The sequence below is a fragment of the Pseudomonas lundensis genome, from assembly GCF_015377145.2.
In the GTDB taxonomy this organism is placed as follows: Bacteria; Pseudomonadota; Gammaproteobacteria; order Pseudomonadales; family Pseudomonadaceae; genus Aquipseudomonas; species Aquipseudomonas lundensis.
On record NZ_CP062158.2, the window covers coordinates 462,559 to 489,275 of the forward strand.

Here is a 26,717-nt window from a genome sequence, read left to right on the forward strand (position 1 = left end):
TGACGGTATCCCTGAGCCGAGCCTAAGCCGATGGCAACCTACCATTATCACTACGACCCCCTCGACCGATTGATCCAAACGGCGGGTATTCAACGCTTCTACAATCAATCGCGAATGACGACGGAGCTTGAGGGCACGCAGAGTTATAGCGTGTTCCAACAGGACGGGCGGTTATTGGCTCAAAGGCGACGTGACCGTACGAAAGATGAGTGCCACTTATTGGGCACGGATTTACAGCAATCGGTGTTGCACGCAGTGGGTGCCGATAAACATCACTCGATGGCTTATAACGCTTACGGCCATCGCCCGGCAGAAAATGGATTAATCAGTCTATTGGGGTTTAATGGCGAGCGTGCTGACCCCGTGACCGGGCATTATTTATTGGGCAATGGGTATCGGGCGTTTAATCCGGTATTGATGCGGTTTAATAGTCCTGACAGTTGGAGCCCATTTGGGCGGGGCGGGATTAATAGTTATGGGTATTGTGATGGGGATCCAGTTGGCCGAGAGGATCGAAGTGGGCATATTTCTTTTATGGTGAAACTGAGCAAAGGGTTTACACCAATTGGAAAAGGCTTTTTTTCAAAAAAAATTCCAGATTCAAAAAAATTTACCGAATTTTATGAACTTAAGGAAATTGCTCCTGGTGTCGCGGCAGCGAAAGAAACGAGAAAGGGTGGAACTTCTCGACTGACGATACATGCGCATGGTGGTGCTGGGTATATTGCTGCAAAAAATTCGATATTACATGGGGCCAACAGCATAGCCAAGCTTCTGGATGAGGCGGGCTATAAAGGTTACTCATCAATCAGGCTGCTGTCTTGCCATTCTGCTGATGGGGGGGCAACCTCACTTGGGCAAAAATTATCTAATATTACGGGGTTGCCAGTTAAAGGGTACATAGGACCGGTACATGATTTTTATGGCCCCAAAAGATTAATAAAAAGTTTTAGGCAGCTTGAAGGCAAGGACGTTGTCTGGGATGACAGTTTTTTTGTACCGAGAAAAGAGGTGCTGGTCAAAACGAAAGAGCAAGTTCTTGATTCTCGGTGGAAGTTTCTTGGCTATGAACCCGTTAGTTTCAACCCTATTAGAGACTCTTGAGGCGCGGGCATGGCGCTTCTTTCCAGTGCGTACTGACTCTTTTGAGAGCATTAAAGGAAACCTGTGAGGTCGGTGACACTGCCTGTCGGGGTTGTTCCCAGGATTTGCCCTAAGTGCTACCGATGTGCGCAATGTTGGTGCAAGCACGGTGACGTGCCAGTTGATCAGGCGATAACCCCACTGGCTCGGCCTCCCACCCAGCCCCATTGCGACGTCGTTTTCAGGCTTTATTGAATGCCTATTCAAGTTTAGGCATGGCATTTGCGTTGTCTTCGCCAAGCCCCCAGCCAAGTGGGCAATAACAAGAGCCTGCGCCTGGGCCATTCTCTGCATTGTGTGAGGAGATACTGCGATGACGTCGTTCAACTCCGGGGCTCAACCCCAGAACCGTGCGCCTCAATCCATCGGCTTTTTGCTGCTGGACAATTTCACGCTCATTTCCCTGGCCTCCGCGATAGAGCCCTTGCGCATGGCCAATCAGTTGTCCGGCCGCGAGTTGTATCGCTGGTCCACGCTCACCGCCGATGGCAGTCAGGTGTGGGCCAGTGACGGCCTGCAAGTCACGCCCGATGCCAGCATGCACAAGGCCCCGGCGCTGGACATGGTGATTGTGTGCGGCGGTATCGGTATTCAACGCACTGTTACCCGCGAACACGTTTCATGGTTGCAAAGTCAGGCGCGTCAGTCCCGCCGGTTGGGCGCGGTGTGCACCGGCAGTTGGGCGCTGGCGTACGCCGGTTTGCTCGACGGGTTTGATTGCAGCGTGCATTGGGAGTGCCTGGCGTCGATGCAGGAAGCCTTCCCGCGGGTGTCGATGAGCACCCGTTTGTTCACCTTGGACCGTTGCCGGTTTACCAGCTCGGGCGGCACGGCGCCGCTGGACATGATGCTGCACCTGATCAGCCGCGATCATGGCCGCGAGTTGTCGGCGGCGATTTCCGAGATGTTTGTCTACGAGCGTATTCGCAACGAGCAAGACCACCAGCGCGTGCCGCTCAAGCACATGCTCGGCACCAATCAGCCCAAGTTGCAGGAAATCGTGGCGTTGATGGAGGCCAACCTTGAGGAGCCCATCGACCTTGACGAGCTGGCCGAGTACGTGACGGTGTCGCGTCGCCAACTGGAGCGGCTGTTCCAGAAATACCTGCATTGTTCGCCGTCGCGTTATTACCTCAAGCTGCGGCTGGTCCGGGCCCGGCAACTGCTCAAGCAAACGCCGATGTCGATCATCGAAGTGGCGGCGGTGTGCGGGTTTGTGTCAACGCCGCACTTTTCGAAATGTTACCGCGAGTATTTTGGCATTCCGCCGCGCGATGAGCGCGTAGGCTCCAACACCGCGCAACAGACCACGTTGGTGCCGATCCCGCAGTCGTTGCTGCTCAGCCCGCTGGCGGGGCCGCTGTCGGCGTTGAACCAAGCGCGCAATGAATCGACGTTTGCCAGCGTGCGGCTGTAACCGCACGCCTGGGTCGGGGGCAATCAGGTGCGTTTGAAACGCACCAGCCCCGGTAGCAGTTGTTGGTCGATGGCTTGGCGCACCGCTGGCAAGAGTGTGGCGTTGCCGGTGTAGAGTTTTTCGACCATCTGTTTGAGTGCCTGCGCGCCGGTTTCACTCAAACCGCACACCGCGCTCTTGCAGGCCTGCTCCGCGCTGCCCGACACCTCAAAGCCCAGCGAGCGCAACTGGTTGACCAGGTCCACTTCATCAATCAAGTCTGCGTGCATCATAGTTTTATCCTTCTGCAGGGCATGAACGTGAAGTGAGTCTGGTCGTGCTCGTGGCGATGGGCAAGCGCACGTTGACCGGATGTCTGGTTTGCCTAAAAGCAGGTCGTTTTCAGGCTTTTAACAAGGCGGCGCACGCTGTTTTGTAAGCGTCATGTTGGTATTTGTTGAGCGACGCAGGCAGGTCGAACGCGTGTTTTTTGAATTGCGCGGTCAGGGTTTGCGGCGAGAGCAATTGCACGTCGCAGTGGTCCAGCAACTGGATGATGCCCTCGATCTTGAACGTGGTCGGGCCACCGGCAAACTCGCCTTTTTTACTCCTTTTTTTGATGGCAATGCGCGTGATGGCGTGGGTGTCCACAAAGGCCGCGATCGAGGCAGCAAACGCTTTGACATGAGCGGCGTTTTCATCGTCGTCCAGGGCAATCTTTTTAGTGGCAATGGCCACGTGCTCCAGACCGTGGGCGCCTTGGGTGGCCACGGCGAAAATGGCTTCACTGCCTTTGATATCAATGCCGCAAATAGTCATAAAAAACCTGTGTTGAGTGAGTGACGTGAACCAGTCGTCGAGTCTGTTATTTCTGACAGTATTTTAGGGGGCCGTATTCACGGATAAGTGCTGGGCAGTGCGTGAGTGTCAGCGTGCACGTTGTACTCCCCGATGTATTAACTCAACACAAAGGATGTATTGACATGAGTGCTAAAAAACAAAATCTGCCAGCGCCTACCGTTCAAAACTCTCAAAATATTGAACTGAAGGAAATTTCCATAAAAGGCAATGGAACCCACGTGAATGTGGTCGTCTCTGGCCTGCCCGACAACACCAAGTTGACCGCCAACTTCAAGGTCGGCACCCATGATCGGCATGTGAGTGGCACCACGAGCGGCACAACGCCACTGAGGCTACGTCTGGAATCAGGCTGGTACAGCCAATTTTCAGGTCAAACGGCAACTGTGACGTACACGACCGACCAAGGCACTTCAGATGCACTGAGCATCAAGATTGTTGATTAAGGTGCTCGCGACAGCCCCCCGCCTTTACGCGCCAGCCAAGGCGGTAGCTGTCGCATTCATTCCTGCCCAATCGATTCCAAAAACTCCGAGCGGTCATCGCTGACGCGGGCAATGCAGTCGTTCTGCGCAATGTTGAACGCCTCGGTGCCTGCCGTGGCCGGGAACACGGCAACCGCGCAATCGGCGTCGCGCTGGTGCAACCACAACGATTGGGCGGTTTTGATTTTGCTGGTGATGTTGTTGAGTTGGGTCGGGTTGCTGCCATACAACGAGGTCATGCGGGCTTGCAGGGCTTCGTAGTTATCGGTCAGCAACTGCTCGGCAGCGTTGCGGCTGAACACCGAACACGCCAGGGTTTGCTGGTCGTTTTCGACCGCGTCACAGGGGTTGAAGTCGGCATCATCGGCCGCGTATGCGCCGCTTGTGATCAACGCCAAGGCCAGGAGAATCGATTTCATTGCGCCTTCCTAATCCAGAGTTGGGACCGATTCTGGCTGAACCGCCCCCCAAATAACAGTCAGGCAGCATAGGCCATCAAGCGGCGGCGATGCGCTTTGTCGTGGATTGACGCTTTCGGCAATCGCGCTGTCGCTTTTGCACCCGGCCGCTTTTAACCCCCGGCCTATGCTGGCCCCACAGCGCCGGCAGACGATTCGGCGCCGCAATCGCCACCAAGGGGACGCCTGATGAGCCCAGCCGAGTTGCACGCCGACAGCATCGTTATCGACGGGCTGATCATTGCCAAATGGAGCCGCGACCTGTTCGAAGACATGCGCAAGGGGGGCCTGACGGCGGCCAACTGCACCGTGTCCGTGTGGGAAGGGTTTCAGGCGACGATCAATAACATCGTCGCCAGCCAGACGCTGATCCGCGAGAACAGTGACCTGGTCATCCCGGTCAAGACCACGGCCGACATCCGCCGCGCCAAGGAGCAGGGCAAGACCGGGATCATTTTCGGCTTCCAGAACGCCCATGCGTTCGAAGACCAACTGGGCTATATCGAGATCTTCAAGCAGCTCGGCGTCGGCGTGGTGCAGCTGTGCTACAACACGCAGAACCTGGTGGGCACCGGTTGCTACGAACGCGATGGCGGGCTGTCGGGGTTCGGGCATGAAGTGGTGGCCGAAATGAACCGCGCCGGCATCCTGTGCGACCTGTCCCATGTGGGCGCCAAAACCTCTGAAGAGGTGATCCTGGCCTCCACCAAACCGGTCTGCTATTCGCACTGCTTGCCGTCCGGTCTTAAAGAACACCCGCGCAATAAATCCGACGCAGAACTCAAGTTCATTGCCGACCATGGCGGCTTTGTCGGCGTGACCATGTTCGCGCCGTTTTTGGCCAAGGGCATCGATTCGACCATCGACGATTACGCCGAGGCCATCGAATACACCCTCAACCTCGTGGGCGAAGACGCCATCGGGATTGGCACCGACTTTACCCAGGGCCATGGGCAGGATTTTTTCGAAATGCTGACCCACGACAAAGGCTACGCCCGGCGCCTGACCCGCTTCGGCGAAATCATCAACCCGCTGGGCATCCGCACCGTGGGCGAGTTCCCCAACCTCACCGAAACACTGCTCAAGCGCGGCCACAGCGAACGCCTGGTGCGCAAGATCATGGGGGAAAACTGGGTCAACGTGCTCAAGGACGTGTGGGGCGAGTGACGCGCGCTCACACCTGCTGCGCTCACCGGTAAGGCGCCAGCGCCACGCAACACTGTGAATCAATTTCTGGAGTGGTACCCATGGCTAAAATCGCCCCGCAACTGCCCATCGAAGTCGACAGCGAAACCGGCGTCTGGACCTCCGACGCCTTGCCGATGCTGTACGTGCCGCGCCACTTTTTCGTCAACAACCACCGGGGCATCGAGGACGTGCTGGGGGCCGATGCGTACGCCGAGATTCTCTACAAGGCCGGTTACACATCCGCCTGGCATTGGTGCGAAAAAGAAGCCCAATGCCACGGCCTTGAAGGCGTCGCGGTGTTCGAGCACTACATGAAACGCCTGTCGCAGCGCGGCTGGGGGCTGTTCAACATCCAGGCCATTGACCTCGACGCGGGGACGGCCACGGTCACGCTCCAACACTCGTGCTTCGTGTACGTGTACGGCAAGGTCGGGCGCAAGGTCGACTACATGTTCACCGGTTGGTTTGCCGGGGCGATGGACCAGATTCTGCACGCGCGGGGCAGTCAGTTACGCACCGTGGCCGAGCAGGTCTACAGCGGATCGCAAGAAGGCCACGACCACGGCCTGTTTACCGTCAAGCCGTTGTAAGTCGAGGATCGGGATATGGCGTTCGAAGCGATGTTTGAGCCGATTCAAATCGGCAAGTTGACCATCCGTAACCGTGTGCTCAGCACGGCCCATGCCGAGGTGTATGCCACCGACGGCGGCATGACCACCGAGCGCTACGTGCAGTACTACGAAGAAAAGGCCAAGGGCGGTATCGGGCTGGCTATTTGTGGCGGTTCATCGGTGGTGGCCATCGACAGCCCGCAAGAGTGGTGGAGTTCGGTCAACCTGAGCACCGACCGCATCATCCCGCACTTTCAGAACCTGGCCGATGCGATGCATAAGCACGGCGCCAAAATCATGATCCAGATCACCCACATGGGCCGTCGCTCGCGGTGGGACGGTTTTAACTGGCCGACCCTGATGTCGCCCTCAGGCGTGCGCGAACCGGTGCACCGCGCCACCTGCAAAACCATCGAACCCGAAGAAATCTGGCGCATCATCGGTAACTACGCCAGCGCCGCGGGCCGGGCCAAGGCAGGTGGGCTGGACGGCGTGGAACTGTCGGCGGTGCACCAGCACATGATCGACCAGTTCTGGAGCCCGCGCGTCAACAAACGCACCGACGAATGGGGCGGCAGTTTTGAAAACCGCATGCGTTTTGGCCTTGAAGTGCTCAAAGCGGTGCGTGCCGAAGTCGGCCCGGATTTTTGTGTGGGCATTCGCCTGTGCGGCGACGAGTTTCACCCCGATGGCCTGAGCCATGAGGACATGAAGCAGATTGCAAAGTATTACGACGACACCGGCATGCTGGATTTCATCGGCGTGGTCGGCTCGGGCTGCGACACTCACAACACGCTGGCCAACGTCATCCCGAACATGAGCTACCCGCCTGAGCCGTTCCTGCACCTGGCGGCGGGCATCAAGGAGGTGGTCAAGGCGCCGGTGCTGCACGCACAAAACATCAAAGACCCGACCCAGGCCACGCGCATCCTGGAAGGCGGTTATGTGGACATGGTCGGCATGACCCGTGCCCACATCGCTGACCCGCACCTGATCGCCAAAATCAAAATGGGCCAGGTCGATCAGATCAAACAATGCGTGGGTGCCAACTACTGCATCGACCGTCAGTACCAGGGGCTGGACGTGCTGTGCATCCAGAACGCCGCCACCTCCCGTGAATACATGGGCGTGCCGCACCTCATCCAGAAGTCCACCGGCCCCAAACGCAGCGTGGTGATTGTGGGCGCTGGCCCTGCGGGCATGGAAGCGGCGCGGGTGGCGGCCGAACGCGGGCACCACGTGACCCTGTTTGAAAAGCGCGAGGCCATGGGCGGGCAAATCAGCCTGGCCGCCAAAGCCCCGCAGCGTGACCAGATGGCCGGCATCACGCGTTGGTTTCAGCTGGAACTGGCGCGCCTGAACGTAGACGTGCGGCTCGGAACGGCGGCCGATGAGGCCACGATTTTAGACCTGCGCCCTGACATCGTGGTGCTGGCCGTGGGCGGGCACGCGTATGTGGAACAGAACGAACACTGGGGCGCCGCCCAAGGGTTGGTGGTCAGCAGTTGGGACGTCCTGGACGGCAAGGTGGCGCCGGGTAAAAACGTGCTGGTGTACGACACCATTTGCGAATTCACGGGCATGTCGGTGGCCGACTTCTTGGCCGAGAAAGGCGCGCAGGTCGAGATCGTCACCGACGACATCAAACCCGGCGTGGCGATTGGCGGCACCTCGTTCCCCACCTACTACCGCAGCCTGTACCCCAAAGAAGTCATCATGACGGGCGACATGATGCTGGAGCAGGTGTACCGCGAAGGCGACACGCTGATTGCCGTGCTGGAAAACGAATACACCGGGGCTCGGGAAGAGCGCGTGCTGGACCAGGTGGTGGTGGAAAACGGCGTGCGCCCGGACGAAGCGTTGTACTACGCGCTCAAGCCCGCTTCGCGCAATAAAGGGCAGATAGACGTAGAAGCGTTGTTCGCGATACAGCCGCAGCCGTGCCTGAGCGAGGCGGGTGACGGGTACTTGTTGTTCCGCATTGGTGACTGCGTGGCGCAACGCAATGTGCATGCGGCGATCTATGACGCGCTCAGGTTGTGCAAGGACTTCTGAGGTAAACCCCGGCATAGCGGCCATACACCGTACCGCCGCCTTTCCCGGCGGGAGAGGGCTGGGGTGAGGGCCTGTGTTTAAACCGACTGTAGAGGGGAGCCACCCATGCTGACTATTGTTCTTCCCATCCTGATCTTCGCGGCACTGGGCCTGACCCTCATCGGCGCGTTTCGGCGAATCCACCTCTGGCGTCAGGGCCGCCCGTCCCGCGTCGATCTGCTGGGCGGCCTGCTGGCCATGCCCAAGCGCTACATGAACGACCTGCACCACGTCGTGGCCCGCGACCGCTACATGGCCAACACCCACGTGGCCACGGCGGGCGGCTTTGTGCTGGTGGCGGTGCTGGCGATTCTGGTTCATGGGGTGGGCGTGCATCAGCGCGTCCTCGCCTACGCCTTGCTGTGTGCCACGGCGCTGATGGGGGTGGGGGCGCTGTTTGTCTTCAAACGTCGCCTCAACCCGCCGAGCCGTCTGTCCAAAGGCCCGTGGATGCGCCTGCCGAAAAGCCTGCTGGTGTTTGCCGCGAGTTTTTTCATCCTGACCCTGCCCGTGGCGGGGGTGTTGCCTGAAGGCTTTGGGGGCTGGTCGCTGGCCGCGCTGTTGGTTGTGGGCGTGGTCTGGGGCGTGGGCGAATTGTTCTTCGGCATGACCTGGGGCGGGCCAATGAAGCATGCGTTTGCTGGCGCCTTGCACCTGGCCTGGCACCGCCGCCCCGAGCGATTTGGCGGCGGGCGCTCCACCGGTTTGAAAGCCCTGGACCTGACCGATCGCCGCGCCCCTTTGGGCGTAGAAAAACCTGAAGACTTCACCTGGAACCAGCTCCTGGGGTTTGACGCCTGTGTGCAATGCGGCAAGTGCGAAGCCGCGTGCCCGGCCTTTGCGGCAGGCCAGCCGCTGAACCCGAAGAAGTTGATTCAAGACATGGTGGTGGGCATGGCGGGGGGCACCGATGCTCACTTTGCGGGCAGCCCTTACCCCGGCAAGCCCCTCGGTGAGCACGGGGGCACTGCGCATCAGCCCATCGTCAACGGCCTGGTGGACGCTGACACGTTGTGGTCTTGCACCACGTGCCGAGCCTGTGTCGAAGAGTGCCCGATGATGATCGAGCACGTGGACGCCATCGTCGACATGCGGCGCTTTCTCACGCTGGAGAAAGGCGCCACGCCCAATACCGGTGCGCAGGTGCTGGACAACCTGATCGCCACGGACAACCCCGGCGGGTTCGCACCGGGCGGGCGCATGAACTGGGCCGCCGATTTGAACCTGCCGCTGATGCGCGACAAGCGTTCGGCGCACGTGCTGTTTTGGGTCGGTGACGGCGCGTTCGACATGCGCAATCAACGCACCCTGCGCGCTTTTGTCAGCGTCCTGAAGGCGGCGGGTGTTGATTTCGCCGTCCTGGGGCTTGAAGAACGCGACAGTGGCGACGTGGCCCGGCGTCTGGGCGACGAAGCCACGTTTCAAGCGTTGGCCACGCGCAATATCCAGACCCTGGCGCAATACGCCTTCAGCCGCATCGTCACCTGCGACCCCCACAGCTTTCACGTGTTGAAAAACGAATACGGCGCCTTGGGCGGTGATTACCGGGTGCAGCACCACAGCACCTACATGGCCGAGTTGATCGAGGGCGGGCTGCTTGAGCTTAAACCGGACACCGGAGGCCGCGTGACCTACCACGACCCGTGTTACCTGGGCCGCTACAACGGCGAATACGAGGCCCCGCGTCAGGTGCTGCGTGCACTGGGGCTTGAGGTTCAGGAAATGCAACGTTCGGGGTTCCGTTCCCGCTGTTGCGGCGGCGGGGGCGGGGCGCCGATTACCGACATCCCCGGCTCACAGCGCATCCCCGACATGCGCATGGCCGACATCCGCGAAACCGGCGTCGAACGGGTGGCCGTGGGCTGCCCGCAATGCACGGCCATGCTCGAAGGCGTGGTCGCGCCGCGCCCGCAGATCAAAGACCTGGCCGAACTGGTGGCCGATGCATTGGTGGAGCGAGCCACAGCGCCCGGCCTCGCGAAGCACAACCCCCAGGAGGTGGTCGCATGAGTGACGTGCTTCGTCGTGACCCGCGTGCCGAGTGGATTGCCCGTAATCGTCTGCACCCGCTGCATGCGGCCTTGCAACCGCGGCTTGAACGCTGGATGGGGCCCAACGGCGTGCTGCGCAAAAATGTCCACGGCGTGGGGTTTATCGGCCCGCAGGGGCTTAAGCGCATTGACCGCAGTGGCGGCCAGCAAGGCGGGTCGACCCGGCGTGCGGTCAGTGTGCAGGCTCAACGGCCGCTGCATCAGGTGCCGAGCCCTGCGTTCTACATCGCCGTCGTGCCCGACCTGCCTGGAGGCCGGTTGAGTGCTCACGATCGCGACGTGCTTGGCTTGGCGCATGTCTTGGCAGGCAGCGAAGGCGCGGTGTTGGCCGTGGTATTCGGTGAGCATAAGGAGCGTGCTTTTGCAGAGGCCGGGGTGGATCGATTGCTGATGCTCGACCATCAAGGTTATGCACCGGAGCAGCAGGTGTTGGGGCTTCAGGCTGTGGATAACCAATTTTCCCCCCGGCATTGGGTGTTGCCCGACAGCCGCGAAGGGGGCGGTGAGCGGGGTCGGCGGTTTGCCGCGCGCATCGGTGAGCGCCCTGCAACACGGGTATGGCAGGTCAAGGACGGTCTGTGCATCGGCCGTGCGGGCGCGGGTGTGCAAGACCTGCAACAACCCGTGCCTCGGTTGATTTTGGCGGCGGCCGAATGCGCCGATGCGGTGAGCGAGACCCGCCACCAAGCGTTGGCCGTTGAGTTATCCACACCCGTTGTCGCCAACGTGCCGCGCATACAAGACCTAGGGCCGGTTGAAGTCGATCCGTCGGTGATCCCGATGGCTGAAGCGCCGTTCATTCTCAGTGGCGGCAATGGGGTCAAAGACTGGGGGCTTTTCCACAGGACCGCTGCGGCGTTGGGCGCCACTGAAGGTGCATCCCGGGTGGCCGTGGACGCAGGCTTTATGGCGCGTGAGCGGCAAGTTGGCGCCAGCGGCACCTGGGTGACCGCCCGCGTGTATGTGGCGGTCGGGATCAGTGGCGCCATTCAGCACCTGCAAGGCATGGGGGCGTGCGACAAAGTCGTGGCGATCAACCTCGATCCGGCGTGCGACATGATCAAACGCGCCGACTTGTCGGTGATTGGGGATGCGGCGTTAGTGCTTGAGGCGTTGCTGGCGGCTGTGGATAAGTGGCGGCAAGACAACGTGCGGGATGCAGCTTAACCGCGCCCACACCCCCAACCCTCTCCCTCTGCGAGCGGGCCAGGGTGAGGGCTTTTGATTTGGAGCGTGATTCATGACCATCCCCACCGTCGTATTGGTATCCATCGGTATCCACCCCGCCTCACAGCGCCCACGCCGCGCCGAACAAGATGCCCGCGCGGTAGAAATGGGCCTGCAACTGGCCGGCGATGACCTGCACGTGCTGCACGCGGGCAACCCCCATGAGCCCGCATTGCGCGCGTATCTGGGCATGGGGCTGGCGCAGTTGCAGGTGCTCGAACAACCCCCACAGGCCGATGCCGTGCCCGTGCTGCGCGACTATCTGCGTGAGGCGGGTGTGCAGTTGGTGCTCACCGGCAATCAGGCAGAAACCGGCGAGGGCTCCGGCATGCTCCCCTACCTGCTGGCCGAGCAACTGGGCTGGCCGCTGGTGGCAGGGGTGGCGCAGATCGAGTCTGTCCACGACGGCGTGGCCAGTGTGTTGCAAGCCTTGCCCCGTGGGCAGCGTCGACGCCTGCACGTGCGCTTGCCCTTTCTGGCCACTGTGGATAACGCCGCGCCCATTGGCCGACAAAGCGCTTATGGCCCGGCCATGCGGGGGGAGATCCACGCGCAAGACGTTGAGGTGGTTGACGATCAGTTATCCACAGCAGCCACGTTATCCCCTGCCAAGCCCCGACCCAAACGCCTCAAGGTGATCAAGGCCAAGAGCGGCGCCGACCGCATGAAAGCCGCGACAGCCAAGGCCGCAGGCGGCAGCGGACGCGTCCTCAGCGGGGTGAGTGCTGAAGAAGGCGCGCAAGCGATTTTGACGTTGCTGATCGAAGAAGGGGTGGTGCGGTGAGACTTGCCCACAAAGTCTGTTAGCGCTTGTGTGGATAACATGTTCGCTATCCGCTGCAAGCCATGCAGAACGTGGCTTGCAGGGTTTTGATCAAAAAATAGCCAAATACCGGTTTTATCCACGGCTCGCTCGCTAAAGCCTTGAATCGTGGCGCTTTCAAGGGCTTTTCCACAGCGGCAGGCACCGTGCATAAGTTGCGCACATTCTCTGTTGGCGGATGTGTGGATAACGTGTTCGCTTTCCGCTGTAGGCCACGCAGGACGTGGCGTGCAGGGTTTTGTACAAAAATTGATCAGTGGGCGCTGGGTGGATGAGGTGTCAACTTCCCCACAATTGCTGTGGGTGTGCCTGTGGATAACGTGTTCGTGCTTGGCTACGCGCCTTTGTAGGCACGGGGTGCGTGCGCTTGATCAAATAATGATCACTGGATGGAAATACCTCGTTATACATAGCCTGCAAGCAGGCGTTGTGACAGCCCCCGTCGCGGGCTAAAAAGCCTATCCATCCCGGCGTAAGAGGCACCCATGACTGTTTTATTCAGACCGGCTCAGCGTGGCGACGCCCGCGAGATTGCACGTTTCTTCCAGATCACCTCGGAAGGCGGGGCGGATTACATCTGGAGCCTGATTGCACAACCCGGCGAGGACTTGCTGGAGGTGGGGGCGGCGCGTTACGCCCGTGAGGGGGTGAATTTTTCGTATGAGAACTGCCTGATCGCGGAGCACCAAGGGCGCGTGATCGGCATGATGCACAGCTACGTGATGCGCCACGACCCGCACGCCGAGCCGGTGACTGACCCGGTGTTGGCGCCCTATGCCGACATGGAAATACCGGACACGCTCTACATTTCAAGCCTGGCGCTGGACGAGGGCTGGCGCAATCAGGGGTTGGGGACGACCTTTCTCCAAGCGGCCCAGGCGCGTTGTGACGCACTGGGGCTCGATGGCCTGAGCCTGATCGATTACGCCGCCAATACCGGGGCTCGACGATTTTATGAGCGCCACGGCTTTCACATTGTCAAAACCTGCCAGATCACCCCTCATCCGCTGTTTCGCGTGACCGGGCAGGCCTATCTGATGAGCAGGCCCGTGACCCGGTAACGCTGGCTTGGGCCGGGTCGATCGCCTCAGCGACACGTGCGCCGAGGCGATCGACGGCGGGCGTCAGGGCGCGCTCACTTCTTTAAGGTAGGGCGCAGGCGCGGCACCGAGGTTGCTGAGCATGCGCTCGCTGTACCAGTCCACGAAGTTGATCACGCCAAATTCGTACGTTTTGGAGTATGGCCCCGGCTGATAAGCGGTGGAGTTGATCCCGCGCTGATTTTCTTCGGCCAGTCGCCGGTCCTGATCGTTGGTGGCGTCCCACACGGTGCGCATGCGCTGCACGTCGTAGTCCACACCTTCGACGGCCTCCTTGTGCACCAGCCATTTGGTGGTGACCACGGTCTCCTGCGCGCTGATCGGCCAGACCGTGAACACAATGATGTGGTCGCCCATGCAGTGGTTCCACGAATGCGGCAGGTGCAGGATGCGCATTGAACCCAAGTCCGGGTTTTTGATGCGGCCCATGAGTTTTGCACAGCCTTGTTTGCCATCCAGCGTCATCGACACCGTGCCCTTGAGCAGGGGCATGCGCACGATGCGGTTGCGCAGGCCAAAGCTTTGGTGGGCATAGGGGATGTGTTCGGCATCCCACGCAGCGGCCGAGGCGGCAACGTGGTCCTTGAACGCCTGATCGGCGCGCGGGTCGGTGACGTCGTCCCATTCCAGCAAGGTTTTGAGCAGTTCCGGGTGCGAGGCGTTGCAGTGGTAACACTCGCGGTTGTTTTCCAGCACCAGTTTCCAGTTGGCTTTCTCCACCAGCGTGGTCTGGATCGCCACTTTGGTGTTTTCCATGTCGTAGGGTTCCATGTAGTGATCGAGCGTGGCGAGGAACTCATCAATGGCCGGCGGGTGCTCGGCCAGGCTGATAAAGACGTAACCGCCCGCGGTTTTCACGTTCACCGGTTTGAGGCCGTACTGCTTCATGTCGAAGTCAGCGCCCATTTCAGTGCCGGCAAACAGCAGGCGCCCATCCAGCTCGTAGGTCCACTGGTGGTAATGGCACACCAGCTTGGCGACTTTGCCTTTCTCGCTGGTACACAGCCTGGACCCCCGGTGGCGGCACACGTTATGAAAGGCATGCACCTGGCCTTCGGCGCCGCGAATCACGATGATCGGGTTGTTGCCCACTTGCAGGGTCAGGAAGTTGCCCTTGCTCGGGATCTCGCAGGTCATGCCTGCGATCAGCCATTCCTTCTGAAAAATCTCCTGCATGTCGATGGCGAATAACCGCTCATCGTTGTAGAACGGCTGGGGCAGGGAAAACGTCCGTTCGCGGGTGTGCAACATTTCGGCGGTGGCCTTGCGTGCGGGTTCCAGTGGATCGCCCAGGCTCAGGGTTGCGGTGACGTCCATCGTGTGGTCCTCATGGCCATGGGAGGCGGCCTTCAAGTGGCGGGTCAAGGGTGCGACGCAAGGTGAAGCCAATGGCGCTGAGTGTGCGTTTCAAGCGCGCGGCGGCCCTGTCTGTGAGCGACATGGCCCAATCTGTTCCCGACGCCCGGGCGCCCGTTTTCAGGGGCTGGTCGCGATAAGCATGTGAATGTCGCGAATAGATAAATGGCGCTCACGGCGCATGCGCAAAATCGCCAGCAAGAGGCCGGCAGTCGGCCGTGGAGAAGCGCATGTCCAACAGCTTTCTGAACCCGGTAACCACCCAGACCTGGGCCAACGGCCGCCACACCGTTCGCTGCGTGAAAGTGATTCAGGAAACCTGGGACGTGCGCACGTTCTGTTTTATGGCCGACCAGCCGATCCTGTTCTTTTTCAAGCCGGGGCAGTTCGTGACACTGGAACTGGACATCGACGGCGAGCAAGTGATGCGCTCGTACACCATCTCCAGCTCACCCTCGGTGCCGTACAGTTTTTCCGTCACCATCAAGCGCGTCCCCGGCGGGCGGGTGTCCAACTGGCTGCATGACACCTTGCAGGAAGGTCAGGAGCTGGCCGTGCATGGCCCGGTGGGTCTGTTCAACGCCATCGATGCGCCGAGCCCCAAAGTGCTGTACCTCAGTGGCGGGGTGGGCATTACCCCGGTGATGTCGATGGCGCGCTGGTTTTACGACACCAATGCCAATGTCGACATGGTGTTTATCCACAGCGCCCGGTCCCCCAAAGACATCATTTACCACCGCGAGCTGGAGCACATGGCCTCGCGCATCGACAACTTCAGCCTGCACCTGATCTGCGAAAAGCACGGCCTGGGCGAACCCTGGGCGGGGTATCGCGGGTATTTGAATCACAAAATGCTGGAACTGATGGCCCCTGATTTTCTGGAGCGCGAAGTGTTCTGCTGCGGCCCCACACCGTACATGACGGCGGTCAAACGGTTGCTCGAAGCCAGCGGGTTTGACATGAGCCGTTACCACGAAGAGTCATTCGGCGCGACGCCGCCCGGCGTGCGGGCCGATGCGCAAGAGCAGGCCGAGCAGGCGGCCGATGCCCCCGAACTGGACGCGTCCGAGCTTAATCAGGTGGAGTTCACGGCGTCGGGCAAGAGCATCCGCGTGGGCCCGGCGGAAACCGTGCATGCGGCGGCGGCCAAGTTGGGGCTGATGATTCCCAAGGCATGCGGGATGGGGATCTGCGGGACGTGCAAAGTGTTGAAGCTGGGCGGGAACGTGGAGATGGAGCACAACGGCGGCATTACCGATGAAGACGTGGCCGAAGGCTACATCCTGTCGTGTTGCAGTGTGCCGAAGGGGGATGTGCGGATCGAGTTTTAGGGTGGCTAGGCCCCTCTCCCTTTGGGTGAGGGGCTTTTGACGTCTGGCTTACAAGCTGAAGCGCGAAACCATGCTGTTCAGGTCTACCGCCAAGCGCGACAGCTCATTGCTCGCCGAGCTGGTCTGGCTGGCACCCGTCGCTGATTGCACCGACAAGTCGCGGATGTTGACCAGGTTGCGGTCCACTTCGCGGGCCACTTGGGCCTGTTCTTCGGCGGCGCTGGCAATCACCAGGTTGCGCTCGTTGATTTCCACAATCGCCGTGTTGATGGTGTCCAGCGCCAGGCCCGCGCCTTTGGCTATGTTGAGCGTCGATTCGGCGCGCTCGGTGCTGTTGCGCATCGAGTCCACGGCCTGTTCAGTGCCGCCCTGAATGCTGCCAATCATGCGTTCAATTTCGCTGGTCGACTGCTGCGTGCGATGTGCCAGTGCCCGCACTTCGTCCGCCACGACCGCAAACCCGCGGCCCGCTTCACCGGCACGCGCCGCTTCGATGGCTGCGTTCAAGGCCAGCAGGTTGGTCTGATCGGCCAGGCCGCGAATCACGTCCAGTACTTTGCCAATGTCCCGCGACTCAGCGGCCAGGTTGCCAATCAGGGTCGCGGTGCTCTGCACATCGCCACTCATGCGTTCGATGGCGCTGACGGTTTCGAGTACCAGGTCGCGGCCATCACCGGCCGATGCGGTCGCGTTTTTCGAGGCTTCGGAGGTGCTGACAGCGTTACGTGCCACTTCTTCCACGGCGCTGGTCATTTCGTTGACGGCCGTTGCGGCTTGCTCGATCTCGTTGTTCTGCTGGGTCAGGCCTTTGGCGCTTTCGTCCGTGACGCAGTTTAGCTCTTCAGCCGCAGACGCCAATTGCGTGGCCGAGCCCGAAATGCGTTGCAGGGTGTCACGCAGCTTGCCTTGCATCTTGGCCATGGCCTGCAACAGACGGCCCGCTTCATCGCTGCCATCGACCTTGATCGGGCGAGTGAGGTTGCCTTCGGCAATCGCTTCGGCCGCCTCAAGCGCCTGCGCAATGGGCTGGGTGATGCTGCGGGTCAGGAGCAGGGCGCAGGCGATGGTCAGCGCAGTGGCCAGTAACAGCAAGAACACCACCAGCTTGATCGCCGCCGAATACATGTCGCTGGCACGCTGATTGGCTTCAGTGATTTGCTGGCCATTAATGCGCATCAGGTTGTTGAGTTCTTTGTTGATCGCTTCGGAGTTTTCCAGCAGTTCGGTGTTGAGCAGTTCGCGCAATTGATCGACCTGGTCATTGCGCGAGTAGTTGCGCATGCGGTCTTGCAGTTGCCCGTATTGACCCATCAGTTGTTTGTAACGATCGTACACCGCTTGCTCTTGAGGGCTGCTGATGTACTTCTCGTATTGCGTTTCGGCCGTACGGATCTCTTGATTGCGCAGGTCCAGCAGTTCCATGGTTTTTTGCTGAACGTCGGGCTCACGGTTAATCAGCAAGCGGTACGACAGCACGCGCAGGCGCAACGCCAGTTGGGTGAACTCATCCAGGTTCTGGATGCTCGGCACGCTCGTGGTGCTGATGTCCTCGGCCGCAGAGCGGATCTGGCCCATCTGGAGCAGTGCGCCAGCCCCCAGAATCAGCATCAGTGTGCCGATCAGCGCAAAGCCTAAAAAGGCGCGCGGAGCGATATTCATATTGCGTAAAGACATGATGTTTCCTGAGGGATGAGGCGCGTTCCGTGCGACGTCAATGCGAGGTGTATATGACCTATCGGTCATAAGACTAAAGTCTTGAATGCCGTCCGCGAAATTGTTGCGCCGCAGGCTTTGCCGACCGGGGGCGGGAACCTAGTTGGCCTGCCACAGTCTTTAGGGGGCTAAATGAACGGCGCCCCTAGCTAAATCGGGCCTTTGGGCCTGAATAACCCTGGCTTAGAAGGTGACTTTTCTTTATCGTACGCGCCCTCTGAAACTGCTTGAGATCTTCCCCATGATTGAGTCATCCCTTAGCAAACTTGAACAACTGGTCAGCGACCTGGTTCAGCAAAAGCAAGAACTGCTGGACGCCAACTCTCAGCTGACGGCTGAACTGGCCCAGGCCAAAGACGAAAACGAAAGCCTGCAACTGAGCCTGATGGAACAGGAAGAGAAGCAAGGTGCCACCGCAGCACGCATTCAGGCACTGGTTGAGCGCGCGAGCGTGAGCCCTGTCAACGCATGAGCGTGGACAGAGACGGTGTAAATGTCGTCTCGATTCTGGGTAACGACTACACGATCAAGGCACCTGAAGGGGAACAACAAACCCTGATGGCCGCCACCGTGATGTTGAAAGCCGCCCTGGCCGAAACGAAACGCAAGTACCCGAGCCTGATCGGGGACAAACTGTTGGTGCTGGCAGCCTTGAATCTGTGTTCGCAACAGATCGAACTGCAACTGAGCCACAAACAGGAGCTCGACCGTTATCAAGAGCAAGTCAGCGCCACGGTCGACGTGATAGAGCGAACACTCGGGCAATCCTGATGATTCGCCATGTTGTGCACAGCGCGCGTAACCCCTGAGCATGCAGGTGAGGGTTACGTCGCTGAACGCAGCCTCGCGGCACTCGTCCACGACCACAGGCATGACTTGATCCTGTAGCCGTCCCGAGACACGAGGCTGCGATCGATTGCGCCGCAGCCGCGGCGCTTATCCCGCCATCACTTCCCGAATATCCGCCGCCAGCTCCCGTACGCGGGCTTCTTCGGTGTCCCACGAGCACATGAAGCGGGCGCCGCCTTTGCCGATGAAGGTATAGAAGCGCCAGCCCTTGGCGGTCAGTGCCGCTACCGCCGGTTCCGACAGTTGCAGGAACACGCCATTGGCCTGCACCGGGAACATCAGTTCAACCCCGTCAATGTCACTCACCAGTTCACTGAGCAATTGCGCGCAGTGGTTGGCGTGTTTGGCGTGTTTGAGCCAGGCGCCGTTTTCCAGCAAGCCGACCCACGGCGCCGACAAAAAGCGCATCTTCGAAGCCAGTTGCCCGGCCTGTTTGCAGCGGTAATCGAAGTCCACCGCCAGGTCGTGGTCGAAAAACAGGATCGCTTCGCCCACCGCCATGCCGTTTTTGGTCCCGCCAAAACACAGCACGTCCACGCCCGCTTTCCACGACAGCTCGGCCGGGGTGCAGCCCAGGTAGGCGCAGGCATTGGAGAAACGCGCGCCGTCCATGTGCAGCAACAGGCCGAGTTCTTTGCAGGTGGCGCTGATGGCGCGGATTTCTTCCGGGCTGTAGACACTGCCCACTTCAGTGGCCTGGGTGATGGTCACCACGCGAGGCTTGGGGTAGTGGATGTCTTTGCGCTTGAGGGCGATCTCGCGGATGGATTCGGGGGTGATCTTGCCGTTTTCAGTGCGGGCGATCAGCAGTTTGGAGCCGTTGGAGAAGAACTCCGGGGCGCCGCATTCGTCAGTTTCGACGTGGGCCGTTTCGGAGCAGATGACGCTGTGGAAACTTTGGCACAACGCCGACAGCGCCAGCGAGTTGGCCGCCGTGCCGTTGAAGGCGAAGTACACCTCGCAGTCGGTTTCGAACAGTTTGCGAAAGTCGTCCGCCGCGCGCAGGGTCCATTGGTCATCGCCATAGGAACGCTGGTGGCCGTGATTGGCCTTTTCCATCGCAGACCAGACTTCGGGGCAGATACCGGAGTAGTTGTCGCTGGCGAATTGTTGGCTCTTGTCAGTCATTTTCCGGTTCCATGGTCAAAGTTGTCGTGCACTTTAGCCAAGAAATCTGCGGGTGCACAGGCACTGCTTAAGTCGCGGAAATCTCTTACGCCCAAACCGGCGAATGACCGGTCTGGCTTGTAGGAGCACGCCTGCCTTGCACGGTGCGTCGCGGGTTCGCCAGGCAATCTCACCGGCATGTCGTAAACGCACCACTGCGTGGCGCGCGTGGGCATTTGATCGCCCCGCGCCGGCCCTACCATCGGTCTCACAGGGCAAGCCCTCATCCAGACCAATGGCGCGCTGGCGCCGGGAGAACGCGATGTTCAGCAAGCAGGATCAGATACAGGGGTACGACGACGCCTTGTTAGCGGCCATGAATGCCGAAGATCAGCGTCAGGAAGATCACATCGAACTCATCGCGTCCGAAAACTACACCAGCCAGCGCGTCATGCAGGCCCAAGGCAGCGGCCTGACCAACAAGTATGCCGAGGGCTATCCGGGCAAGCGGTACTACGGTGGCTGCCAGCATGTGGATAAAGTCGAGCAATTGGCCATCGACCGCGCCAAGCAACTGTTCGGCGCCGATTACGCCAACGTTCAGCCGCACTCGGGCAGCCAGGCCAACGCTGCGGTCTACCTGGCCTTGCTCAATGCCGGTGACACCGTGCTGGGCATGAGTCTGGCCCATGGTGGCCACTTGACCCACGGCGCCAGTGTGAGTTTTTCCGGCAAGCTCTATCACGCCGTGCAGTACGGCATCGACACCGCGACCGGGTTGATTGACTACGACGACGTGGAGCGGCTGGCCGTCGAGCACCAGCCCAAAATGATCATTGCCGGTTTTTCGGCTTACTCCAAAACCCTGGATTTCCCACGCTTTCGTGAGATTGCGGACAAGGTGGGCGCGTACCTGTTTGTCGACATGGCCCACGTCGCCGGGCTGGTGGCCGCAGGCTTATATCCCAACCCGGTGCCGTACGCCGACGTGGTGACCACCACCACCCACAAAACCCTGCGCGGGCCACGGGGCGGGCTGATTCTGGCCCGTGGCAATGAAGCCCTGGAGAAAAAACTCAATGCCGCCGTGTTCCCCGGCGGGCAGGGCGGGCCGCTGATGCACGTAATTGCGGCCAAGGCCGTGTGCTTCAAGGAAGCTCTGGAGCCTGCGTTCACCACCTATCAACAGCACGTGATCGACAACGCTCAGGCGATGGCCGAGGTGTTTATCAAACGCGGCTATGACGTGGTGTCCGGTGGTACGGACAACCATTTGTTTCTGGTCAGCCTGATCCGTCAGGGCTTGACCGGCAAAGACGCCGATGCCGCGCTGGGCCGCGCCCACATCACCGTCAACAAGAACGCAGTGCCCAATGACCCGCAGTCGCCGTTCGTGACCTCGGGGTTGCGCATCGGCACCCCGGCGGTCACCACCCGCGGTTTCAAAGTGGCGCAATGCACCGAGCTGGCTGGCTGGATCTGCGACATCCTCGATCACCTCGGCGATGCCGACATTGAGGCGGACGTAGCGCGGCAAGTGACGGCGCTGTGCAAAGACTTCCCGGTTTATCGCTGAGCGCGGTTTTGGAGTAGATCCTATGCAACGGTATTCAGGCTTCGGCCTCTTCAAGCACTCCCTCAGCCACCACGAAAACTGGCAAAAGATGTGGCGCACACCGACGCCGAAAAAGGTCTACGACGTGGTCATCGTCGGGGGCGGCGGGCACGGGTTGGCCACTGCGTATTACTTGGCCAAGGCACACGGCATCACCAATGTGGCCGTGGTCGAGAAAGGCTGGCTGGGAGGCGGCAATACAGCACGTAACACCACCATCGTGCGTTCCAACTATTTGTGGGACGAATCGGCGCACTTGTATGAACACGCGATGAAACTCTGGGAAGGCCTGTCCCAGGACCTCAATTACAACGTCATGTTCTCCCAGCGCGGCGTCTACAACCTGTGCCATACCCTGCAAGACATGCGCGACTCTGAACGCCGGGTCAGCGCCAACCGCCTCAACGGCGTGGACGGCGAACTGCTCAACACGCAGCAGGTGGCCGATGAAATCCCGTACCTGGATTGCTCAAAAAACACCCGCTACCCGGTCCTGGGCGCCACCGTGCAACGTCGCGGCGGCGTGGCGCGTCACGACGCCGTGGCCTGGGGCTTTGCCCGGGCAGCCGATGCGTTGGGCGTGGACTTGATTCAACAAACCGAAGTGATGGGCTTTCGCAAGGAAAACGGCGTGTGCATCGGCGTCGAAACCAGCAAAGGCTTTATCGGCGCCAAGCGCGTGGGCGTGGTCACGGCGGGCAATTCGGGGCACATGGCGCGTCAGGCCGGGTTCCGCCTGCCCATCGAGTCGCACCCGCTGCAAGCGCTGGTGTCCGAGCCGATCAAGCCGATCATCGACAGCGTCATCATGTCCAACGCCGTCCACGGCTATATCAGCCAGTCCGACAAAGGCGACCTGGTGATCGGTGCGGGGATTGACGGCTGGGTCGGCTACGGCCAGCGCGGCTCCTACCCGGTGATCGAGCACACGATCCAGGCGATTGTGGAAATGTTCCCGGTGTTGTCCCGCGTGCGCATGAACCGCCAGTGGGGCGGCATCGTCGACACCACGCCCGACGCGTGCCCGATCATCTCCAAAACCCCGGTGCCCAACCTGTTTTTCAACTGCGGCTGGGGCACGGGCGGCTTCAAGGCTACCCCAGGCTCGGGCAACGTGTTTGCCGCCAGTCTGGCCAAGGGCGAGATGCACCCGCTGGCCGCCCCGTTTTCCCTTGAGCGCTTCCACAACGGCGCGCTGATCGACGAACACGGCGCTGCTGCCGTCGCTCACTAACAGGAGAAAGACCTATGTTGCATATCTTCTGTCCCCACTGCGGCGAGTTGCGCTCTGAAGAAGAGTTCCACGCCTCAGGGCAAGCACACATCCCGCGCCCGCTGGACCCCAATAGCTGCACCGATGCCGAGTGGGGCGATTACCTGTTCTTTCGCGACAACCCGCGCGGCCTGCACCACGAGTTGTGGAACCACGTGGCCGGGTGCCGTCAGTTTTTCAACGCGACCCGCAACACCGTGACGTACGAAATTCTTGAGACCTACCGCATCGGCAGCCAGCCGCAGTTCACTGAACAGTCGCCTGCGCCAGCCCCGACAACGGCCCCCCGCGAGCTGGGAGAAAAGGTATGAGCCAGACCCATCGCTTGGCCCATGGCGGCCGTGTTGATCGCACGCGCGTGCTGACCTTCACCTTCAACGGGCACACCTACACCGGTTACGAAGGCGACAGCCTGGCGGCCGCGTTGTTGGCCAATGGCGTACACATCATCGGCCGCAGTTTCAAATATTCCCGGCCACGGGGCATCTATGCCGCAGGCGCCGAAGAGCCCAATGCCGTGCTGCAAATCGGGGCGACCGAGGCCACGCAAATCCCTAACGTGCGCGCCACACAACAAGCGCTGTACCAAGGGCTGGTGGCCACCAGCACCAACGGCTGGCCCAACGTCAACACCGACATGATGGGCATCTTGGGCAAGGTGGGCGGCAAGCTGATGCCGCCGGGGTTCTACTACAAAACCTTCATGTACCCGAAGTCGTTCTGGATGACCTACGAGAAGTACATCCGCAAGGCGGCCGGGTTGGGCCGTTCACCGACGCAAAACGACCCCGACACCTACGACTACATGAACCGTCACTGTGACGTACTGATTGTCGGCGCCGGGCCTGCCGGGCTGGCGGCAGCGCTGGCGGCGGCGCGCAGTGGCGCCCGGGTGATCGTGGCCGATGAACAGGAAGAGTTCGGCGGCAGCCTGCTCGACAGCCGCGAAAGCCTGGACGGCAAACCGGCCATGGACTGGGTCGCCAGCGTGGTGGCCGAGCTGCGCGGCATGCCGGACGTGGTGTTGCTGCCACGGGCCACCGTCAACGGTTATCACGACCACAACTTTCTGACGATTCACGAACGCCTGACCGACCACCTGGGCGACCGCGCACCGATTGGCCTGGTGCGTCAACGCATCCACCGGGTGCGTGCCAAACGTGTGGTGCTGGCCACGGGCGCCTGCGAACGGCCATTGGTGTATGGCAACAACGACGTACCGGGCAACATGCTGGCCGGTGCCGTGTCCACCTATGTGCGGCGTTACGGCGTGGCGCCGGGGCGCACGTTGCTGCTGAGCACCAATAACGACCATGCCTATCGCGTGGCGCTGGACTGGCTCGACGCCAGCCTGCCAGTGGTGGCCATTGCCGATGCCCGCAGCAACCCGCGGGGTGCGCTGGTGGAAGAAGCCCGCGCCAAGGGCATCCGCATTCTGACCGGCAGCGCCGTGATTGAAGCCCGTGGCAGCAAACACGTGACCGGTGCCCGGGTGGCGGCGATCGACCTCAACACCCACCGCGTCACCAGCCCCGGCGAACTGCTCGATTGCGACCTGATTGCCACCTCGGGGGGCTACAGCCCGGTGGTGCACTTGGCGTCGCACTTGGGCGGCAAACCGGTCTGGCGCGAAGACATCCTCGGGTTTGTGCCCGGTGACGCACCGCAAAAACGTGTGTGCGTGGGCGGGATCAATGGCGTCTATCGCTTGGGCGACTGCCTGGCGGACGGCTTTGAAGGCGGCGTGCGTGCGGCCTGTGAAGCCGGGTTCAACGCCGTGGAAGGCGTGTTGCCCAAAGCCCTCAATCATCACCAGGAACCCACGCTGGCGCTGTTTCACGTGCCCCACGAAAAAGGCACGGCACGGGCGCCGAAACAATTTGTCGACCTGCAAAACGACGTCACGGCGGCCGCCATCGAACTGGCCACCCGCGAAGGGTTTGAGTCGGTCGAACACGTCAAACGCTACACCGCGCTGGGGTTTGGCACCGATCAGGGCAAGCTCGGCAACGTCAACGGGCTGGCCATTGCGGCGCGTTCGTTGAACGTCAGCATCCCGCAAATGGGCACCACCATGTTCCGCCCCAACTACACGCCCGTGACCTTTGGCGCGGTGGCGGGGCGTCATTGCGGGCACATTTTCGAGCCCGTGCGCTACACCGCATTGCAGGCGTGGCACGTCAAACAGGGCGCAGCGTTTGAAGACGTCGGGCAGTGGAAGCGGCCGTGGTACTTCCCGCGTCCCGGTGAAGACCTGCACGCAGCGGTCAAGCGCGAGTGCCAGGCCGTGCGTGACAGCGTCGGCATGCTGGATGCCTCGACCCTGGGCAAAATTGACATTCAGGGGCCGGACGCGCGGGAATTCCTCAACCGCATCTACACCAACGCCTGGACCAAACTGGACGTGGGCAAGGCGCGCTACGGGCTGATGTGCAAAGAAGACGGCATGGTCTTCGACGACGGCGTGACCGCCTGCCTGGCCGACAACCATTTCGTGATGACCACCACCACGGGCGGCGCGGCGCGGGTGCTGCAATGGCTGGAGCTGTACCAGCAGACCGAATGGCCGGAGCTGAAGGTGTACTTCACCTCGGTCACCGACCACTACGCGACCCTGACCTTGTCCGGCCCTAACAGCCGCAAACTGCTGAGCGAAGTGACCGACATCGACCTGGACCGCGACGCCTTCCCGTTCATGAGCTGGAAAGAAGGCCGGGTGGCCGGCGTGCCGGCGCGGGTGTTCCGCATCTCGTTTACCGGCGAATTGTCGTACGAGGTCAACATCCAGGCCGACTACGCCATGGGCGTGCTGGAAGCCATCGTCGAGGCCGGCAAAGCCTACAACCTGACCCCCTACGGCACCGAGACCATGCACGTGTTGCGGGCCGAGAAGGGGTTCATCATCGTCGGCCAGGACACCGACGGCTCCATGACCCCGGATGACCTGAACATGGGCTGGTGCGTGGGCCGCAACAAGCCTTTTTCATGGATTGGCTGGCGCGGCATGAACCGCGAAGACTGCGTGCGCGAGGCGCGCAAACAACTGGTGGGGCTCAAGCCGGTGAACCCGACTCAATGGCTGCCGGAAGGTGCACAACTGGTGTTCGACCCCAAGCAGGCGATCCCCATGAGCATGGTCGGCCATGTGACCTCCAGTTACACCTGCGGCTCGCTGGGGTATTCATTCGCCATGGGCGTGGTCAAGGACGGTCTCAAGCGTATGGGTGAACGGGTATTCGCCCCGTTGGCCGATGGCAGCGTGATCGAAGCGGAAATCGTGTCTTCGGTGTTTTTCGACCCCAAAGGCGAACGGCAGAACATTTGATGGGTGATCACATGACGAGCGCAAACGTATACCAACAGCGTCCGGAGTCGGGCGCCAAAGCTGAGTCATCCTTGCACCACGCCCGGTTGTCGGCGCTCATCGGCCAGGGTCGGCAAAACCCCGGCGTCACGGTGCGTGAGAAAAAACTGCTGGGCCACCTGACCTTGCGTGGCGACGCGCGCGATCCGGCGTTCAGCGAAGGCGTACACCAGTCCCTGGGCCTCGAACTGCCGGTGGCGCTGAGCCTGGTGGCCAGCGGCGAAACGTCCTTGCAATGGATGGGCCCGGACGAATGGCTCCTGATCGTGCCGGGCGGTGAAGAGTTCAAGGTGGAACAGGCGTTGCGCGAGGCGTTGGCGGGTCAGCACATTGCCGTGGTGAACGTCAGCGGCGGGCAACAACTGCTGGAGCTGCGCGGGCCGAACGTGCGCGAGGTGCTGATGAAATCCACCAGCTACGACGTCCACCCTGACAACTTCCCGGTGGGCAAAGCGGTGGGCACGGTGTTTGCGAAATCGCAGCTGGTGATCCGGCATACGGCCGAAGACACGTGGGAACTGCTGATCCGCCGCAGCTTCTCGGATTATTGGTGGCTCTGGTTGCAGGATGCGGCGGCGCAATATGGGTTAAGTGTTGAGGCCTGAGTCGCGGCTGGCCCTCACCCTAAGCCTCTCCCTGTGGGAAAGGGTTAGGGTGAGGGGCTTTTGCTTTTCA

Annotated in this window: 24 protein-coding genes and 1 pseudogene; 18 read left to right on the forward strand and 7 right to left on the reverse strand. The window is 60.8% G+C overall.

Annotated elements, in window-relative coordinates; all coding sequences use genetic code 11:
* Positions 1–30 precede the first annotated feature (30 nt).
* Positions 31–1,104: an RHS repeat-associated core domain-containing protein gene (locus tag IF654_RS02460; RefSeq protein WP_080960256.1), complete on the forward strand. Its 1,074-nt coding sequence runs from the start codon at positions 31–33 to the stop codon at positions 1,102–1,104.
* A 352-nt stretch (positions 1,105–1,456) separates the two neighbouring features.
* Positions 1,457–2,560, forward strand: coding sequence for a choline metabolism transcriptional regulator GbdR (gene gbdR, locus IF654_RS02465; RefSeq protein ID WP_047278161.1), 1,104 nt, complete (start codon positions 1,457–1,459; stop codon positions 2,558–2,560).
* Positions 2,561–2,583: 23 nt separating this feature from the next.
* On the opposite strand, the gene IF654_RS02470 is transcribed toward gbdR, so the two are convergent.
* Positions 2,584–2,832, reverse strand: a complete 249-nt coding sequence (locus tag IF654_RS02470) for a hypothetical protein (RefSeq protein ID WP_047278159.1) — start codon at positions 2,830–2,832, stop codon at positions 2,584–2,586.
* Positions 2,833–2,941: 109 nt separating this feature from the next.
* A complete protein-coding gene (locus IF654_RS02475) occupies positions 2,942–3,358 on the reverse strand; it encodes a DUF3010 family protein (RefSeq protein WP_047278158.1) in 417 nt (138 codons plus the stop codon).
* Positions 3,359–3,522: 164 nt separating this feature from the next.
* Between IF654_RS02475 and IF654_RS02480 the strand changes: the two genes are divergently transcribed.
* Entirely contained in the window at positions 3,523–3,843 is a 321-nt protein-coding gene (locus IF654_RS02480) for a hypothetical protein (RefSeq protein WP_070414799.1), read from the forward strand.
* A gap of 56 nt (positions 3,844–3,899) precedes the next feature.
* On the opposite strand, the gene IF654_RS02485 is transcribed toward IF654_RS02480, so the two are convergent.
* Positions 3,900–4,301, reverse strand: a complete 402-nt coding sequence (locus IF654_RS02485; protein ID WP_047278154.1) for a lysozyme inhibitor LprI family protein — start codon at positions 4,299–4,301, stop codon at positions 3,900–3,902.
* 228 nt (positions 4,302–4,529) lie between these two features.
* Between IF654_RS02485 and IF654_RS02490 the strand changes: the two genes are divergently transcribed.
* The 7 genes from IF654_RS02490 (at position 4,530) to IF654_RS02520 (ending at position 13,395) form a co-directional block, all read left to right on the forward strand.
* Entirely contained in the window at positions 4,530–5,507 is a 978-nt protein-coding gene (locus tag IF654_RS02490; protein WP_047278152.1) for a dipeptidase, read from the forward strand.
* An 80-nt stretch (positions 5,508–5,587) separates the two neighbouring features.
* Positions 5,588–6,118, forward strand: coding sequence for a DUF5943 domain-containing protein (locus tag IF654_RS02495; protein ID WP_047278151.1), 531 nt, complete (start codon positions 5,588–5,590; stop codon positions 6,116–6,118).
* A gap of 15 nt (positions 6,119–6,133) precedes the next feature.
* Positions 6,134–8,194, forward strand: a complete 2,061-nt coding sequence (dgcA, locus tag IF654_RS02500; protein WP_070414801.1) for a dimethylglycine demethylation protein DgcA — start codon at positions 6,134–6,136, stop codon at positions 8,192–8,194.
* 105 nt (positions 8,195–8,299) lie between these two features.
* The gene (gene dgcB / locus IF654_RS02505) at positions 8,300–10,243 is read left to right on the forward strand and encodes a dimethylglycine demethylation protein DgcB (protein ID WP_194862792.1); all 1,944 of its coding nucleotides are present in this window, start codon (positions 8,300–8,302) and stop codon (positions 10,241–10,243) included.
* Positions 10,240–11,451, forward strand: a complete 1,212-nt coding sequence (gene etfA / locus IF654_RS02510) for an electron transfer flavoprotein subunit alpha (protein ID WP_094989821.1) — start codon at positions 10,240–10,242, stop codon at positions 11,449–11,451. Before dgcB ends, etfA begins: the two co-directional genes overlap by 4 nt.
* Before the next feature lie 73 nt (positions 11,452–11,524).
* Positions 11,525–12,295 carry an electron transfer flavoprotein subunit beta gene (etfB, locus tag IF654_RS02515; RefSeq protein ID WP_194862791.1) on the forward strand — a complete coding sequence of 257 codons (771 nt, stop codon included), beginning with the start codon at positions 11,525–11,527 and terminating at the stop codon, positions 12,293–12,295.
* Positions 12,296–12,819: 524 nt separating this feature from the next.
* Positions 12,820–13,395, forward strand: a complete 576-nt coding sequence (locus tag IF654_RS02520) for a GNAT family N-acetyltransferase (protein WP_047278141.1) — start codon at positions 12,820–12,822, stop codon at positions 13,393–13,395.
* A gap of 63 nt (positions 13,396–13,458) precedes the next feature.
* On the opposite strand, the gene gbcA is transcribed toward IF654_RS02520, so the two are convergent.
* Positions 13,459–14,751 carry a glycine-betaine demethylase subunit GbcA gene (gene gbcA, locus IF654_RS02525; RefSeq protein ID WP_047278139.1) on the reverse strand — a complete coding sequence of 431 codons (1,293 nt, stop codon included), beginning with the start codon at positions 14,749–14,751 and terminating at the stop codon, positions 13,459–13,461.
* 269 nt (positions 14,752–15,020) lie between these two features.
* Here gbcA and gbcB point away from each other — a divergent pair, with 269 nt between their 5' ends.
* Positions 15,021–16,121, forward strand: a complete 1,101-nt coding sequence (gene gbcB, locus IF654_RS02530) for a glycine-betaine demethylase subunit GbcB (protein WP_047278136.1) — start codon at positions 15,021–15,023, stop codon at positions 16,119–16,121.
* Between the two features lie 48 nt (positions 16,122–16,169).
* Here gbcB and IF654_RS23215 read toward each other — a convergent pair whose 3' ends face one another.
* Together IF654_RS23215 and IF654_RS23220 are read right to left on the reverse strand one after the other, a co-directional pair.
* Entirely contained in the window at positions 16,170–17,042 is an 873-nt protein-coding gene (locus tag IF654_RS23215) for a methyl-accepting chemotaxis protein (protein WP_371057938.1), read from the reverse strand.
* A pseudogene (locus IF654_RS23220) lies at positions 17,025–17,864 on the reverse strand (MCP four helix bundle domain-containing protein); the annotation flags it as partial. The gene IF654_RS23215 and the pseudogene IF654_RS23220, both read right to left, overlap by 18 nt.
* 211 nt (positions 17,865–18,075) lie before the next feature.
* Here IF654_RS23220 and IF654_RS02540 point away from each other — a divergent pair.
* Together IF654_RS02540 and IF654_RS02545 are read left to right on the forward strand one after the other, a co-directional pair.
* Complete coding sequence (locus IF654_RS02540) at positions 18,076–18,306, forward strand: hypothetical protein (protein ID WP_047278131.1); 231 nt, start codon at positions 18,076–18,078, stop codon at positions 18,304–18,306.
* Positions 18,303–18,605: a cell division protein ZapA gene (locus tag IF654_RS02545; protein WP_047278128.1), complete on the forward strand. Its 303-nt coding sequence runs from the start codon at positions 18,303–18,305 to the stop codon at positions 18,603–18,605. Before IF654_RS02540 ends, IF654_RS02545 begins: the two co-directional genes overlap by 4 nt.
* A 165-nt stretch (positions 18,606–18,770) precedes the next feature.
* Here the strand turns inward: IF654_RS02545 and IF654_RS02550 are convergent, their stop codons facing one another.
* A complete protein-coding gene (locus IF654_RS02550) occupies positions 18,771–19,811 on the reverse strand; it encodes a threonine aldolase family protein (protein ID WP_047278126.1) in 1,041 nt (346 codons plus the stop codon).
* A 301-nt stretch (positions 19,812–20,112) separates the two neighbouring features.
* Here IF654_RS02550 and glyA point away from each other — a divergent pair, with 301 nt between their 5' ends.
* The 5 genes from glyA to IF654_RS02575 are packed head-to-tail and all read left to right on the forward strand — an operon-like array spanning position 20,113 to position 26,647.
* Positions 20,113–21,366: a serine hydroxymethyltransferase gene (glyA, locus tag IF654_RS02555; RefSeq protein WP_047278124.1), complete on the forward strand. Its 1,254-nt coding sequence runs from the start codon at positions 20,113–20,115 to the stop codon at positions 21,364–21,366.
* Positions 21,367–21,388: 22 nt separating this feature from the next.
* The gene (locus tag IF654_RS02560; RefSeq protein ID WP_194862790.1) at positions 21,389–22,639 is read left to right on the forward strand and encodes a sarcosine oxidase subunit beta family protein; all 1,251 of its coding nucleotides are present in this window, start codon (positions 21,389–21,391) and stop codon (positions 22,637–22,639) included.
* 14 nt (positions 22,640–22,653) lie between these two features.
* Positions 22,654–22,989 (forward strand): sarcosine oxidase subunit delta, encoded by a 336-nt coding sequence (locus IF654_RS02565; protein WP_047278120.1) that lies wholly within the window; start codon positions 22,654–22,656, stop codon positions 22,987–22,989.
* Positions 22,986–26,003, forward strand: coding sequence for a sarcosine oxidase subunit alpha (locus IF654_RS02570; RefSeq protein WP_047278118.1), 3,018 nt, complete (start codon positions 22,986–22,988; stop codon positions 26,001–26,003). The genes IF654_RS02565 and IF654_RS02570 overlap by 4 nt, the downstream gene beginning before the upstream one ends.
* An 11-nt stretch (positions 26,004–26,014) precedes the next feature.
* The gene (locus IF654_RS02575; protein WP_094988188.1) at positions 26,015–26,647 is read left to right on the forward strand and encodes a sarcosine oxidase subunit gamma; all 633 of its coding nucleotides are present in this window, start codon (positions 26,015–26,017) and stop codon (positions 26,645–26,647) included.
* Positions 26,648–26,717: the final 70 nt, after the last annotated feature.

Bases quoted from the DNA above. Each gene is read 5' to 3' on its own strand.
- IF654_RS02460 (WP_080960256.1), top strand. From the start codon at position 31: ATGGCAACCTACCATTATCACTACGACCCCCTCGACCGATTGATCCAA.
- gbdR (WP_047278161.1), top strand. From the start codon at position 1,457: ATGACGTCGTTCAACTCCGGGGCTCAACCCCAGAACCGTGCGCCTCAA.
- IF654_RS02470 (WP_047278159.1), bottom strand. From the start codon at position 2,832: ATGATGCACGCAGACTTGATTGATGAAGTGGACCTGGTCAACCAGTTG.
- IF654_RS02475 (WP_047278158.1), bottom strand. From the start codon at position 3,358: ATGACTATTTGCGGCATTGATATCAAAGGCAGTGAAGCCATTTTCGCC.
- IF654_RS02480 (WP_070414799.1), top strand. From the start codon at position 3,523: ATGAGTGCTAAAAAACAAAATCTGCCAGCGCCTACCGTTCAAAACTCT.
- IF654_RS02485 (WP_047278154.1), bottom strand. From the start codon at position 4,301: ATGAAATCGATTCTCCTGGCCTTGGCGTTGATCACAAGCGGCGCATAC.
- IF654_RS02490 (WP_047278152.1), top strand. From the start codon at position 4,530: ATGAGCCCAGCCGAGTTGCACGCCGACAGCATCGTTATCGACGGGCTG.
- IF654_RS02495 (WP_047278151.1), top strand. From the start codon at position 5,588: ATGGCTAAAATCGCCCCGCAACTGCCCATCGAAGTCGACAGCGAAACC.
- dgcA (WP_070414801.1), top strand. From the start codon at position 6,134: ATGGCGTTCGAAGCGATGTTTGAGCCGATTCAAATCGGCAAGTTGACC.
- dgcB (WP_194862792.1), top strand. From the start codon at position 8,300: ATGCTGACTATTGTTCTTCCCATCCTGATCTTCGCGGCACTGGGCCTG.
- etfA (WP_094989821.1), top strand. From the start codon at position 10,240: ATGAGTGACGTGCTTCGTCGTGACCCGCGTGCCGAGTGGATTGCCCGT.
- etfB (WP_194862791.1), top strand. From the start codon at position 11,525: ATGACCATCCCCACCGTCGTATTGGTATCCATCGGTATCCACCCCGCC.
- IF654_RS02520 (WP_047278141.1), top strand. From the start codon at position 12,820: ATGACTGTTTTATTCAGACCGGCTCAGCGTGGCGACGCCCGCGAGATT.
- gbcA (WP_047278139.1), bottom strand. From the start codon at position 14,751: ATGGACGTCACCGCAACCCTGAGCCTGGGCGATCCACTGGAACCCGCA.
- gbcB (WP_047278136.1), top strand. From the start codon at position 15,021: ATGTCCAACAGCTTTCTGAACCCGGTAACCACCCAGACCTGGGCCAAC.
- IF654_RS23215 (WP_371057938.1), bottom strand. From the start codon at position 17,042: ATGGCCAAGATGCAAGGCAAGCTGCGTGACACCCTGCAACGCATTTCG.
- IF654_RS02540 (WP_047278131.1), top strand. From the start codon at position 18,076: ATGATTGAGTCATCCCTTAGCAAACTTGAACAACTGGTCAGCGACCTG.
- IF654_RS02545 (WP_047278128.1), top strand. From the start codon at position 18,303: ATGAGCGTGGACAGAGACGGTGTAAATGTCGTCTCGATTCTGGGTAAC.
- IF654_RS02550 (WP_047278126.1), bottom strand. From the start codon at position 19,811: ATGACTGACAAGAGCCAACAATTCGCCAGCGACAACTACTCCGGTATC.
- glyA (WP_047278124.1), top strand. From the start codon at position 20,113: ATGTTCAGCAAGCAGGATCAGATACAGGGGTACGACGACGCCTTGTTA.
- IF654_RS02560 (WP_194862790.1), top strand. From the start codon at position 21,389: ATGCAACGGTATTCAGGCTTCGGCCTCTTCAAGCACTCCCTCAGCCAC.
- IF654_RS02565 (WP_047278120.1), top strand. From the start codon at position 22,654: ATGTTGCATATCTTCTGTCCCCACTGCGGCGAGTTGCGCTCTGAAGAA.
- IF654_RS02570 (WP_047278118.1), top strand. From the start codon at position 22,986: ATGAGCCAGACCCATCGCTTGGCCCATGGCGGCCGTGTTGATCGCACG.
- IF654_RS02575 (WP_094988188.1), top strand. From the start codon at position 26,015: ATGACGAGCGCAAACGTATACCAACAGCGTCCGGAGTCGGGCGCCAAA.